We start from the raw sequence: 13,944 nt of genomic DNA on the forward strand, positions 1-13,944 counted from the left end.
CAACGCTATGATTAAATTTAGCGCGTTGAACTTGAACCGTGTATCTTACCTAGTTAAATAAAATAAAAAAACTATTGTGAGCAACTCTTTAAAAGTTTTTATGCGCGTGGGTTACTTTTAAAGCGTTTTTTGCTTTAAATTACCACTATTATCATTTGGTGCTCTGAAATTTAGCGATTTTATGGCATTATTAAAGTATTCGTACAAACGTTTACCATTAGCTAAAAAATGGATGCTATGAAACAAGTTTTTATTTTAAGAGGGCTACCAGGCAGTGGTAAGTCTTACTATGCACAAACCCTAGCCGATGAGCTAGGTGGAGTAGACTCAAGCCAGTATTTAATTTGCTCAACTGATGACTACTTTGTTAATGAACAAGGCGAGTATCACTTTGATAAGTTCAAACTACCGCAATATCATAATTTAAATTTAGCGCGCTTTATAAATGCTTTAGCGCAAAATATACCGCTTGTAATTGTTGATAACACCAATATTAAAAAGTGGGAGTTTATTGCGTACTCTCAAGCAGCGCATGCACTTGGCTATCAAGTAAAAGAAGTTATTGTAGGTGAGGTAAAAGACAAATCAATGCAGCATTTATACGCTAAGCGTAACACGCACAACGTGCCTTTAAAAACCATTAGTAAAATGGCGTACATGTTTGAGTGGTAGCTTGTAGGTACTTATAAAAATATTTAAAGAGCAGTAAATTTACTGCTCTTAATCACCACTGAGCTTTATATTATTGCTTTTTATACACAGCCAACGGGTGAGTCGTCACAATAGATACATGAACGCTGTCGCCTGGGTTGACCACCACTTCATGGCTTACACGGCTAGTTACGAGTGTGTCGCAGTTTAATTTTACGGCGCACAGGCGGCTGCCTCCTTCAAAGCGTACCCAAACAACTTCACCGTTAGGTTGATCTAAGTTTTGAATAAGCTGCACATCATCAGGGCGAAGCAACACATCAACCTCGCCACTGTCGCAGTCTATACCTTGCCCAGGTGCTACACCAATACTGGTTGAGGCTTGGCCGTTACTAAACTGCCCAGCTATAAAGCTTGCTTCACCTAAAAAACGCGCTACAAAACGGTTGTTTGGCATGCTAAAGCAATGTTCAGGGCTATCAAGCTGTTGTATTTTCCCGTTTTGCAATACACCGATACGATCACCCACCGAAAGTGCTTCCTCTTGGTCGTGTGTTACCCATACGGCAGGCACACCGGCTTCTTTTAGGGCGTTTCTAATATCCCAGCGCAGCATATCTTTTAATGCGGCATCAAGGTTAGAAAGTGGTTCATCTAACAGCACAAAATCAGGCTGGTGGGCAAGGGTGCGGGCAAGGGCTACACGTTGCTTTTGTCCACCTGATAGGGTGGCAGGTTTTTTTGCTCTAAACTCATTTAGACCAAGCAGTTTAATCCAATGATCAGCTATGGCGGTATCTTTTAATCTAAAACATATGTTTTGCTCAACCGTTAAGTGAGGGAACAATGCAAAGTCTTGAAATACCATACCCACACTGCGCTTTTCTGGGGGCACATTACGTTTTGGCGTTGCACGCCACTTGCCTACGTTTATCTCGCCTTCACTAATGGGAATAAGCCCAGCAAGCGCTTGTAAAATTGTGCTTTTTCCACAGCCTGTAGGGCCAACAAGCATGAGAATTTCATTGTCACCTAACGATATATTTAAATCGCTAACTACGCGGTTACTGCCATAATCTATAGACAACTGGCTTACAGATAGCATTTGTTTTAAATCCTCAATGTTCGAGTTGGTTACGTTTTTCGCCAGACATCATAATAGCTAAGCCACAGGCAGAAATCACCACTAACAATAAGCCCGGAATGGCCGCACGGCCAAAATAACCGGCTTCGTATACGCGCCATAAATAGGTTGAAAGCGTTTCAAACCCCGTTGGGCCAAGTAATAGTGTAGCTTCAAGCTCGCGCATTGATTCTAAAAATACCAATGCAGCACCGGCAATAATACCACGCATTGTGAGCGGCAGGGTAATGCGAGTAAAGGCTTCACGCGGGCTTGCGCCTAATACGCGTGCCGACTTTATTAAGCTTTGATCTAAATGCTCTGTGCTGGTACGAATAGAGCCTACGGCAAGGGGTAAAAATCGAAGCATATAAGCAATAATCAGAAGCGCTAACGTCTGATATAAAAACGGGAGCTGTAAGCCACCATAAACTAACGCTGTGCCCATTACAATGCCAGGAATACCAAAGCCAAAGTAAGTCACGCGTTCCATTATTCTACCGGCTTTTCCACTTAATGCGGCATGCGCCACAGGAATAGCCACAATAACTGCAACTATGGCCGCAATAGCTGAGGCATAGGCAGAGTTCCACGCTATGTTAAAGTCAAAATTACTGTAGCCATCGCGGGCAAGCCAAACAAAAAATATCGCCAGCGGTAAACCAATAGCAAGTAATAAAATTGGGCCAAAGGTAGCAATCATAGCTGTTATTTGCCATTTAGTTGGAAATAATACCAGTGGGCGTCCGTGGCGCTCACTCGCTGTTTTAATTTGTGATTCCATTAACAATAAAAAGCCAACAATGACCATTAATTGTAAGGAGAGCATAGCCGCACGACCTAATTCAAACGCGTTGTATTCAACGTAAATTACCCGGGTAAAGGTGTCTAGGCGCATCATGGCGGGCGTGCCAAAATCAGAAAGTGTATACAGTGCTACTAATAATGAACCTGCTGCTATACCGTTTATTACACGAGGTAAAATCACTTTAAATATACTTTGTGTCATCGACATACCTAAAGTACGTGCTGCATTAACCATACTGGCATCTAAACTCAGCAGGGATGAGCGCGTCGTCATCATCACAAAAGGAAAGGTATACAAAGTCATCACAATAGCAGCGCCACTTAAACCGTACATAGGTGGGGTTTTAAAGCCGAGCAGGTTATTTATTTCACCACCGGGGCCAAATGCGGCATATAAGGTAAACGCGCCAATATAACTTGGTATGGCCAAAGGTGCGGCAAAAATCACCAGCCATATTTTTTTGAATGGCAAATGCACATAAGCGCTTATAAAGGCTAGGGGCACCCCGATAAGAATTGAGCCTAATACAGTTAAACCCATTAACGATAATGTATTGCCTAAAATCGTTAAATTATGACTATCAAAAAAGGTACTGGTGTCGCTAGCAAGGGTAATTAAAATATAAACAGGGGTAAGCGTAATGAGCGCTGCAAGCAGCGCCATTGGGTAAGAAGCAGGTAGTCGCATTATAAAACGCCGTTGTTGCGCATTAAATCTATGGTTGGGCGTAAATCCGCAAGTTGCGTTAAATCAACTTTTGGTGGAGAAATGTCGCTGAGTGACGGTAAACCTTGCGGTTGCTTAATGCCATTAACAAGCGGTATTTCGTAAGCTTCGCGGGCTAAATAACCTTGTACTTCTTCACTTAATAAGTAACGCATAAAGTTAGTTGCGAGCGGGTCATCATTAAGTGTAAGTATACCAGAGGCATTAACTAAACAGCCTGCATCTTGCTCGGTAAAAGCAAGGTCTAATTTAGCGTCAGGTTTACCTGATTTAAGACGTAACGTGTAGTAATGATTAGCAAAACCAATATCTACTTCACCGCGTTCTACTGCCATAACCACACCGAGTTCACCGGCGTATGTTTTAGCACGTTTTTTAACTTTTTTAAGCCACTTAGCGGTTTTGTCATCGCCTTCTAAAATTCGCATAGCTGTTACAAACGATTGAAACGATGCATAAGCAGGTGCCCAACCAATGGATAAATCGCTATCGGCAATCTCCATAATGCTGGTTGGGATTTGATCTTTAGTTAAACGCGACGTGTTATACGGTAGTGTACGGATACGGCCAGTGACAGGTGCCCATTGCTCGTACCTAAACTGCGGTTGTAACTGTGCGGATAAATCGTTAGGTAGAGGTTTCGCCAGACCAGCATCGGTAACCAGGCCAATAGCACCTGAGTCTACCGCCCAAAATAAATCGGCGCGTCTAACACCTGCTTTTGCTTCTGCAACAATGGTATTTGCAAGCGCAGCTGTAGGACCGCGGCGAATCGCTAAATTAAAATCAGGGTTTTTCTTTTGAATCGCTTGTAATACATTTTCGTACAAACCACCTTCACCACGGCCTAAGTATAAGGTTAAATCACCTTTAAGCTTTGGTAAATTATCAACAGACACTGGGTTTGCTATATCGGCAGCTAGCGCGCGAGAAAGGGGCACTGGCAATGTGCCAACAACCCCTAACGCAGCTAGGCCTTGTATAAAGGTCCTACGCTTCACTTAAAAAACATCCTTACGCGACTCTTCTGCTTTTTTAATTAGCGTTTTAGCGCGGTCTAATTTAGTGTGCATATCACTTACCACATCACGTACTTCATCTACGCTTTTAGCGCTTTTGATTGTTTGCGGTAGTGTTACGTTAAAATCTTTTTCCAGTACTTCTACTAATTTTGCATCTTGTTCAATAAGTGTACCTTCAACGCCTTCGAAAAGGTGCAGGTAAGTGTCATGAACAATTTCAGTGCCTTCATCGTTTAAGCGCTCTGCAAATTTAGCAACAACACGGTCAAGTTTGTGCTTGATTTCGTCAATCGTGGCACTTTGAGTCATGCCTTCTGTTGCTGTGGCTTTAACGGTATCAAGTAAGCCTTTTTGCTGGAATTTTGCCGCAAGCTTAACAGCACCAAGACCTTGCCACAAGGCTATGTTCATTGCTTTTTGCTGTTTGCGCACTTCTTGGGCAGGTTTGTTATTATCAATGGCCATTTTTACGCCATAAATACCTTGCCAAATAGAGGCATAAACAGGCACGTAATTAGTTTCAATCGCACTATGAAACTTTACTGACTCCCAGTATTCAATTAAGTCATCACTCTTAACTGCTTTAGCGCCGCTTTTGCTGTAGTTGCTTACCATAGTGTCTACTTTGCCAACCATCCATTCAACTTCTTCTGAATAGTCTTTAAGGTTTTCTTGTAAGTGGTTTACATGCTCACCAATTGGGCCATTTGCCAGTGCCGGTTGTGTTACAAAAGCAGAAGCAAGTAATAAGCTTGCACCTAATGTTTTTACAGATTTAGAAAGGTGTTTCATAAGTAGAGAGTCCGAAGGGTAATTGTAAATGATAGACATTATCATATCCGTAATGTTTACTAAAATCAATATATCAAATCCACCTAAATAAAGCATAAAACTTGTTATAAATTAGGTAATAACAAGTAAATAGTAAGTATGCGAATTTTGTATAGAAATGTATTTTAGCGGTAATGTTTACCTTCAATTGCATCATAAATTGCATTGCACAAGGTTTTAATGCTTTTTGCGTCACTTATATACGGTGGCATCAGGTAAATAAGTTTACCAAACGGGCGTATCCATACACCTTGCTCTACAAAAAAGTGTTGTATTTTAGCAACATCAACGCTGCCAGCCTCCTCTGTAAGCTCTACTACACCAATGGCGCCTAAAGTACGAACATCAGCTACCGCTTCAAGTTCAGTGCATTTATTAAGTTGTTGTAGTTGAGTATTTAGGTCGCTAATTCGTTTTTCCCAATCTTGCTGTAATAGTAAATCTATACTGGCGCAAGCGACTGCACAGGCTAGCGGGTTGCCCATAAATGTAGGCCCGTGCATCAAAACACCAGCTTCGCCTTCACTAATGCCCGTGGCTATGTTGTCACTGGTAAGTGTGGCTGAAAGCGTCATAGAGCCACCAGTAAGTGCCTTACCTATACATAAAATGTCGGGCTCAATGCCTGCATGCTCTACGGCAAATAACTTACCTGTGCGGCCAAAGCCTGTGGCAATTTCATCGCAGATTAAAAGTACATTATATTGGCTGCAAAGTTTGCGAACGCAGGCAAGGTATTCGGGGTGATAAAAGTTCATACCACCAGCATTTTGAACTATAGGCTCAATAATAAAAGCGGCTACCTCATGGTGGTGTGTTTTAAAGTAGTGCTCAAGTGTTTGGGCCTCTGCTTGATTAAATTCACTACCAAATTTACTTACAGGGGCGGGTACAAATACATGCTCGGGTAAAAACCCCTTATATAAACTGTGCATAGAATTAACCGGATCGCACACACTCATAGCGGCAAAGGTATCACCGTGGTAACCCTTGTAGGGGGTCATTAACTTTTGCTTAGTGTTAATCCCTTGGCTTAACCAATACTGCAATGCCATTTTTATGGCCACTTCGACACTTACTGAGCCGCTATCGGCTAAAAAAACTTTAGTTAAACTTTTAGGTGTTATAGCAACTAACTTTTTACACAACTCAATTGCACTTTTATGAGTTATCCCGCCAAACATAACATGGCTCATGTTATTAATTTGCTCAATCATGGCATTATTTAAAACGGGGTGGTTATAACCATGAATGGCGCTCCACCAAGAAGCCATGCCATCAATGAGTTGCTCGCCCGTCTCTAGGTGAATTAAATTATGGTTAGCGTGGGTAACAGGGTAAACCGGAATAGGTTGTGTCATCGATGTGTAAGGATGCCAGATGTGGTCGCGATCAAAATTAAGGTCGATCGTATATTTATTGCTCATATGTAAACTTTGCTAAGGTGGGTTTCGTTGACAATGGTACTTCAAGACGTAGACTTAGCCAACATCACCACTGAGAAAAATAAGAGAAGACTATGGAACATGCACCTGTTCGTCACGATTGGAGCCACGCAGAAGTAAAAGCATTATTTGAAATGCCATTTAACGATTTACTGTTTAAGGCAGCGTCGGTTCATCGTGCTAATTTTAATCCTAACGAAGTACAAATATCTACTTTACTATCAATTAAAACAGGGGCTTGCCCAGAGGATTGTAAATATTGCCCGCAATCGGGGCATTATAAAACCGACTTAGAACGTGAGCGTTTGCTCGAAGTTGAAAAAGTCGTAGAGCAAGCACGCCTTGCAAAACAAAAAGGCGCGACTCGTTTTTGTATGGGAGCTGCGTGGTCAGATCCAAAAGACAGAGACATGCCTTATATTTCTAAAATGGTAAAAGAAGTAAAAGAGCTGGGCCTTGAAACCTGTATGACCCTTGGTAAACTCACTAACGAAAAAGCTCATGAACTAAGTAATGCCGGGCTTGATTATTACAACCACAACCTAGACACGTCGCCGGAATATTACGAGCAAATTATATCTACGCGTACCTTTGAAGACAGATTAAACACCCTAGATCACGTGCGTGATGCGGGCATGAAAGTGTGCTCTGGCGGTATTGTAGGCATGGGCGAGCAACCAGCAGACCGTTATGGTTTGCTAATGCAGCTGGCAAATTTGCCACAACAACCCGAAAGCGTACCCATTAATATGCTGGTAAAAGTAAAAGGCACCCCCCTTGAAAATGTAGACGATTTAGATCACTTTGAATTTATTCGTACCATTGCAACTGCACGCATAATGATGCCACATAGTTACGTGCGTTTATCGGCCGGGCGCAGTGCCATGAACGAGCAAATGCAATCTATGTGTTTTTTTGCAGGGGCTAACTCAATATTTTATGGTGATAAATTACTTACAACCGAAAATCCAGAGGCTGATGCCGACATGCAACTCATTAAAAAATTAGGCATGAACCCAGAACAACACCAAGATTACTCAGACGAAGCCGTTGCTGCCTCGCTTTCATCGCAAGTGGCCGACAAAGCAACGTCAGAATTGTTTTACGAAGCTTAAGTTTACCCTTTATGCCATTTGAATTTATAAATACGCATATTCAAGCGCGCCAGCAAAATGCATTATTACGCAAACGCCATGTGGTGCAACGCGCTACAGCACGTACCATTACAGTAAATAACGAAACTTACCTTAATTTTGCCAGTAATGATTACCTAGGCTTTGGTGATTGCAGTATAAAGTTTGAGCAAAACAACCTACTTGGTAGCCACAGCTCTCCCTTAGTTACTGGTTATCAGGCGCAGCAACATGAGTTAGAGCAATACCTATGTAGCGCGCTTGGCTACGAAGCTGGCATGGTGTTTAACTCGGGGTTTAGTGCAAATAGCAGTGTAATTAAAGCGCTGTTTAGTGATAAAAGTGCTGCACAAAACAGTGCAATTTTTCAAGATAAGCTAAACCACGCCAGTTTAATTGATGGTGCAATGCACTCAAATGCCGCACTAGTGCGCTTTAATCATAACGATTTAAAGCACTTACGTTCGCGGCTCGAAAAATCAAAAGCACACAATAAGCTGATTATTAGCGAAGGGGTGTTTTCGATGGATGGCGACACCGCCCCTATAAAAGAGTTGCTTGCTTTAGCTAAAGAGCACAATGCTTGGCTTATGATTGACGATGCACATGGTTTTGGCGCATTAGGTAAAACCGGTTTAGGTAGCTGCGAGGTTTTGTTAAATGAAGGCTTGGCACTTCCCGATATACTCATTATTACCTTTGGAAAAGCAGTCGCAAGTAGCGGGGCCTGTGTACTTTCAAATAACCAATTAATTAATTACATGCTGCAGTTTAATCGCGACTACACCTATTCAACGGCTATGTCGCCACTTATGGCAGCACTTACGCTTACGCGCTTGCAAGCCATAAAGCGCGCAGATAATAAACGCGAGCAGCTTAGTAGTAACATTGCTTTTTTTAAGCAGCTTTGTAAACACCACGCTATCGCTGTAATGGAGTCAGACACTGCTATTCAGCCCATTGTACTTGGCTGCGCCGAGCAAACCTTGCACGCAGCGCAAAAGCTTAAACAGCAGGGTATTTGGTTAACTGCTATTCGCCCACCTACTGTTGCGCATAATACCGCGCGGTTACGTGTTACTTTAACTGCAGCGCATACCCGTGCAGATATAACCACACTTGTTGAGCACTTAAAAGGCGCAATAGCATGATTGCGCAGGCCTTAACTGATAACCACAGAGCGCAAACTGTAAATAAAAAGCCGGCGCTTTCTGCTATAAATGCTGAGCAAGTTCGCCCTAATTCAGCCCTTAAAAAGGGGGCAAGTAATAAGTTTTCTAAAGCCGCTGAGCAATACAACAGCCATGCAAATGTACAAAAACAGGCAGCCAGCGATTTATTTAAATTAATAAAGACCCAGCCACACAACCAAAATAAATTATGTGTTGATTTAGGAGCTGGCCCACTGGTTAATACTTCACAGCTAAGCAAACAATATGGCCAAGTAATCGCCATAGATTTAAGCTTAAACATGCTTAAAAGTTCGCTATTAACCACTGCGAAAATTTGCGCCGATATGGATAACTTGCCGCTTCAAGCCAACAGTATTGACGTTGTATTTAGTAACTTTGCAGTGCAATGGTCGGCCAATTTTGAAAAATTAATGCAGGCGCTTTATAAAAGCTTAAAGCCAGGCGGGCAGGCTTATATAAGCACTGTGGCACACGGCTCACTTAACGAAATACAAACTGCGTTTGCAGCGCTTGATAACCGCAGCCACATTAATACTTTTAATACGCACGCTTATATAAACCAATCGGTTCAAAATGCAGGATTTGTAATTAAGAGCTCGCAAAAAGTGGTTTATACCGATAGCTATTCGAGCCCTTTAAAAGCTATCAAATCTATTAAAGCAATTGGCGCTACAACACAAAACCATGCCACTGCACGCCAAGGCTTATTAACCAAATCGTCACTGCAACAGGTATGTAATGCGTATCCGCTAGTAAACAATCACGCGTGTGTCTCTTATCATGTGGTATTGTTATCATTACAAAAAAGACTTAAATAGCTTAAATTAAAATAGATCAAGGCAGTAAAATGAACGAATTTTTTATTACCGGCACTGACACCGACGCCGGAAAAACCCACGTTACTAGCTTACTATTAAAGCTGCTCGCACAGCATAAAAAAAAGGCTATTGGGTTTAAGCCACTCTCAGCAGGGTGCGAAATGGCGTTTGATCAGCTAGTAAATGCTGATGCACTTATGCTTATGGAAAGCGCTACAGTCAGTGCTAAGTACGATGTAATAAACCCGTTTGCATTTGCCCCGCCCATTGCGCCGCACATAGCTGCAGAGCAAGTAAACCAAACTATTACCCTAGATAAACTAAGTGCAGCATACACAACACTTAAACAACAAGGTGCCGATTACCACTTAACCGAAGGCGCGGGTGGCTGGGCACTGCCAATAAATAACACCGATTATTTATACGATTGGGTTAAAGCCGAGAAACTGCCAGTTATTTTAGTGGTAGGCATGAAACTAGGCTGCTTAAACCATGCTTTACTTACCGCTGCCCATATGCAAAGTTTAGGCATAAACTGTGTAGGCTGGATTGCCAACCAAGTAGACCCAAATATGGATGAATACCAAGCTAACCTTGATTCATTAAAAGCACGCTTGCCATTTCCTATTTTAGCGATTAGCCCTTACAGCGAGCAAACCCCTAAACTGCAAATATACAAAACCTTACTTAATACCTTAGCAATAAACAGCTAAGAGATGCTGCTTTGTATTTAATTACAAATATACAAAGCAGTTTTTATATTAAATACATGAGCTTATTAATTGTATTTACGCCTTGAATTTACCTACTTTAGTACACATATTAAAGGTTACAGCTTTTGTTACTAAGGAAATAACCCGCTACATGACGCACCCATATATTAAACGCTATGCTCAAAACACACAGGTAACAGGTGAACCTAAGGTAAAACCAAGTACTCAGCCTAAAACCCGTGTGGGCATTTTAGGTGGCGGCACAGCAGGGGCAACAATAGCTATACGTTTGGCTGCGCTTGGCATTCAAACCACTATTTTTGAACAAAAAAAGTCGCTTATCGATGGCCCACCTATGTGCCATTTACATGCCGGTGGTAATTTATACCGCGAAATACCGGATGAAGACTGCATAGATTTACTCAAGCAGTGCATTGATATTGTGCGGCTATACCCACACACCATAGACGTACGCCCAACGGTATTTGCTGTACCAACGCGCGATAGCGATTCACCCGACGACTTACTGCCACGCCTGGATAAATTAACTCAGGCTTACGCTCAATTAGTTGAGCAAGACCCAAACAACCAAGTACTTGGTGAGCCCGACAGTTACTACCAGCTATATAGTTATGAGCAAATGAGAGCGCTGAGTAACAAAGAGCAGGTTGCTGAGCCTAAAACGCTTAATGAGTGGATGATCCCCGTAGCTAAGCATCTCGATTTAAATAAAGTGAAATACCCGCTTATTGTGGTACAAGAGTATGGATGGAATATATTTAGGCTATCGGCCAGCGCCCAACTAGCCCTTGCTCAATATGAGCATGCTAACGTACTTACCGGTACAACCGTAAAGCGGGTCACACCTGTTGAGCAAAGTGACACTAATAACCTATCGCCTCGCTGGAAAATTGACTATCAAAGCAACCAAAGTAATACCTCGCAAACAGTTGAGGTAGATTACTTGATTAATGCCTGTGGCTTTCAAACAGGGATAGTTGATGACATGGTTGGGGTTGAGGCCAAGCGAATGGTTGAATTTAAAGCCTCTTACATTACGCATTGGCAAGGTGCAGGCGGGCAAATACCCGAAATTATTATTTATGGTAACCGAGGCACCCCCGAGGGCATGGCGCAGCTAACCCCGTATCCTAATGGGTTTTATCAAATTCATGGTATGACCAACTCAATTACTTTGTTTAACGATGGCCTCGCCGATACAACCAAGCACAGTGCGCAGCCACAATTGCCAGCTAAATACCTAAATTATATAGACGAGGGGTGGGATCAACAGGTACTCAAAGCCCGGAGTCAAAAAGCGATTGATTATGTAGCCGAGTTTGTACCGGCCTTTAAAAATGCCAACACGCAAAATAATGCTTTGTTTGGTGGCCAACAGATCCCAGGAGAAGACGACACATTACGTGTTGCAGATGTAAGTTTATATTCGAATATTAGCTACGCACGCGCCGAAAATGTAAAAGCGTCATCCACTTTAATTGCTGCCGACGAAATAGTAGCCGAATTTACAAAACGAGGCTTACTAGCCGATGATGAACACATTAATGATCACCGTACTCATCACCAGTGGACTTATCTTGCCAAGCACAATCATGCAGATATAACCAAGGTGGCACAATTACTCGCTAAAGAACGTGGTTTTCCTGTTGATATGGCAACGGTAAATAATTGTATTAAAAGTAACGGAAAACCCTGCAACTAGTTGTTTTAAGCGCGCAACTAGATTTAAAAAACCTTGTTACGCCACGCTTTATTGCCTTTTTAAACACCACTGAAAAATTTATTAATAAACTCATAAATAACCCTTGCGTTATGACATAGTTTGTCACAGAATAGCCTCAACGCTCTGACATAGTGTGTCAAAGCGTAATGATTGCTTTAACCTAATTGAATTTTATGTTCGGTGATCAAACCTATTTTTGTGAGGACAATATGAAACGTATATTTTTGTTTTTATTAACTAACCTAGCGGTTATGTTGGTATTAGGTGTAGTGCTTTCAATAATAATGAGCGCGCTGGGTTTAAGCCATCGTAGCCTTGGCGGAATATTACTTATAGCCTCTGTATTTGGCTTTGGTGGCTCGTTTATTTCGTTATTTATGTCTAAGTGGATTGCTAAAAAATCAACAGGCGCACAGGTAATTACTCAACCGCGCAACGAAACCGAGCACTGGCTTGTACAAACTGTATCAGCACAAGCGCAAAAAGCAGGTATAACCTTGCCAGAAGTGGCAATTTACGACAGCCCAGAAATAAACGCCTTTGCAACTGGCCCAAGCAAAAACAACTCGCTGGTGGCGGTAAGCACAGGTTTATTACATAACATGAATCAAGACCAAGCCGAAGCCGTACTTGCCCACGAAGTATCGCACGTGGCTAATGGCGACATGGTAACGCTTACACTAATACAAGGTGTGGTAAATACCTTTGTTATATTTGCCGCAAAAGTATTGGCGGGCATAGTTGATAACTTCTTAAATGGCGATGAAGAAGAGGGCGGTAGCAGCTGGTCTTACTTTTTATTCGACATGTTATTCCAAGTGGTATTTGGTGTGCTTGCAAGCATAGTCGTTGCAAGTTATAGCCGTAAGCGTGAATTTGCAGCCGACAGTGGCGCAGCTAAATTGGTAGGTGCAGACAAAATGCGCTCAGCTCTTGAGCGATTAAAGCAAAACCACCCATCGCAATTACAAGGCTCAATGATGGCCTTTGGTATTGCAAGTGGTAAAGGGATGGCCGAGCTGTTTTCATCTCACCCACCGCTTGATGCGCGAATAGATGCACTGCGCAAATAATAATCATTATTTAAAAACACAAAAGCCAGCGTAAAAGCTGGCTTTTTAGTATGCGCTAAGCGAGTTACTCACCAAAAATAATATCGGTAATACCCTCGGGTGAGAGTATTTCTATCCAGTAGCCATCAGGGTCTTTTATAAATGCTAAGCCTTTCATTGAGCCGTCATCTGGCTTTTTAACAAATTCTACATCGTACTTTGCAAAACGCTCACTGGCAGCGTATACATCGGGTACGCTAATACCAATATGGCCAAAGCCTTTAGGTTCTTGGTTACCGCTGTGGTAGCCCTCAAAGCTATCGTCGTTTTCTGTGCCCCAGTTATGGGTAAGTTCAATTAAAGCAGGGCGACCAAATACCCACTTCGCTTTGGTTTTATCATCACCTTGAGGCTGCTCTGGCTCGTAGCCTAAAAAGTACAGCGTAAACTTCATTTCAGGAAAGTCATACTTACCTAATAGCTTCATACCTAATACATTTTGATAAAATTCGAGTGACGGTTTGGGATCTTTAATACGCAACATGGTTTGCTGCATCACATAGCCTTTAGTGGCTTGTTCAATTTGCTCTGGAGATTCGTTATAGCTAGACATGGTAATCCTTTGTATAAATTAAGAAGCGAAAATAGAGATATAATGCTTAAGTTATCATAATCAACCATCGTC

13 protein-coding genes are annotated in these 13,944 nt (G+C 42.1%); 7 read left to right on the forward strand and 6 right to left on the reverse strand.

The features are described 5' to 3' along the window. Nucleotides 1–237: 237 nt before the first annotated feature. Nucleotides 238–672 (forward strand): ATP-binding protein, encoded by a 435-nt coding sequence (locus AABI99_RS01375; protein ID WP_055014843.1) that lies wholly within the window; start codon nucleotides 238–240, stop codon nucleotides 670–672. Nucleotides 673–742: 70 nt separating this feature from the next. On the opposite strand, the gene AABI99_RS01380 is transcribed toward AABI99_RS01375, so the two are convergent. From AABI99_RS01380 to bioA, 5 genes are all read right to left on the reverse strand, one after another. Beyond that, a complete protein-coding gene (locus AABI99_RS01380) occupies nucleotides 743–1,756 on the reverse strand; it encodes an ABC transporter ATP-binding protein (RefSeq protein ID WP_338362801.1) in 1,014 nt (337 codons plus the stop codon). Between the two features lie 13 nt (nucleotides 1,757–1,769). After that, complete coding sequence (locus tag AABI99_RS01385) at nucleotides 1,770–3,269, reverse strand: iron ABC transporter permease (RefSeq protein WP_338362802.1); 1,500 nt, start codon at nucleotides 3,267–3,269, stop codon at nucleotides 1,770–1,772. Next, nucleotides 3,269–4,309: an extracellular solute-binding protein gene (locus AABI99_RS01390; RefSeq protein WP_338362803.1), complete on the reverse strand. Its 1,041-nt coding sequence runs from the start codon at nucleotides 4,307–4,309 to the stop codon at nucleotides 3,269–3,271. Before AABI99_RS01390 ends, AABI99_RS01385 begins: the two co-directional genes overlap by 1 nt. Further along, on the reverse strand, nucleotides 4,310–5,122 hold the full coding sequence (locus tag AABI99_RS01395) for a hypothetical protein (protein ID WP_338362814.1): 813 nt from the start codon (nucleotides 5,120–5,122) through the stop codon (nucleotides 4,310–4,312). It lies immediately after the preceding gene. 164 nt (nucleotides 5,123–5,286) lie between these two features. After that, nucleotides 5,287–6,588: an adenosylmethionine--8-amino-7-oxononanoate transaminase gene (gene bioA, locus AABI99_RS01400; RefSeq protein WP_338362804.1), complete on the reverse strand. Its 1,302-nt coding sequence runs from the start codon at nucleotides 6,586–6,588 to the stop codon at nucleotides 5,287–5,289. Nucleotides 6,589–6,680: 92 nt separating this feature from the next. Here bioA and bioB point away from each other — a divergent pair, with 92 nt between their 5' ends. From bioB to htpX, 6 genes are all read left to right on the forward strand, one after another. Continuing rightward, nucleotides 6,681–7,721 (forward strand): biotin synthase BioB, encoded by a 1,041-nt coding sequence (gene bioB / locus AABI99_RS01405; RefSeq protein ID WP_338362805.1) that lies wholly within the window; start codon nucleotides 6,681–6,683, stop codon nucleotides 7,719–7,721. A gap of 11 nt (nucleotides 7,722–7,732) precedes the next feature. Beyond that, nucleotides 7,733–8,890 carry an 8-amino-7-oxononanoate synthase gene (locus tag AABI99_RS01410; protein ID WP_338362806.1) on the forward strand — a complete coding sequence of 386 codons (1,158 nt, stop codon included), beginning with the start codon at nucleotides 7,733–7,735 and terminating at the stop codon, nucleotides 8,888–8,890. Beyond that, nucleotides 8,887–9,750 carry a methyltransferase domain-containing protein gene (locus AABI99_RS01415; RefSeq protein WP_338362807.1) on the forward strand — a complete coding sequence of 288 codons (864 nt, stop codon included), beginning with the start codon at nucleotides 8,887–8,889 and terminating at the stop codon, nucleotides 9,748–9,750. Before AABI99_RS01410 ends, AABI99_RS01415 begins: the two co-directional genes overlap by 4 nt. Before the next feature lie 29 nt (nucleotides 9,751–9,779). Next, nucleotides 9,780–10,463 carry a dethiobiotin synthase gene (gene bioD, locus AABI99_RS01420; protein ID WP_338362808.1) on the forward strand — a complete coding sequence of 228 codons (684 nt, stop codon included), beginning with the start codon at nucleotides 9,780–9,782 and terminating at the stop codon, nucleotides 10,461–10,463. Between the two features lie 151 nt (nucleotides 10,464–10,614). Continuing rightward, a complete protein-coding gene (locus AABI99_RS01425; RefSeq protein WP_338362809.1) occupies nucleotides 10,615–12,186 on the forward strand; it encodes an FAD-dependent oxidoreductase in 1,572 nt (523 codons plus the stop codon). A 230-nt stretch (nucleotides 12,187–12,416) separates the two neighbouring features. Then, entirely contained in the window at nucleotides 12,417–13,280 is an 864-nt protein-coding gene (gene htpX / locus AABI99_RS01430; RefSeq protein WP_338362810.1) for a protease HtpX, read from the forward strand. Between the two features lie 64 nt (nucleotides 13,281–13,344). Here the strand turns inward: htpX and gloA are convergent, their stop codons facing one another. Next, nucleotides 13,345–13,872, reverse strand: a complete 528-nt coding sequence (gene gloA, locus AABI99_RS01435) for a lactoylglutathione lyase (RefSeq protein WP_338362812.1) — start codon at nucleotides 13,870–13,872, stop codon at nucleotides 13,345–13,347. Nucleotides 13,873–13,944 lie beyond the last annotated feature (72 nt).

This window comes from uncultured Pseudoalteromonas sp., from assembly GCF_963922945.1.
In the GTDB taxonomy this organism is placed as follows: domain Bacteria; phylum Pseudomonadota; class Gammaproteobacteria; order Enterobacterales; family Alteromonadaceae; genus Pseudoalteromonas.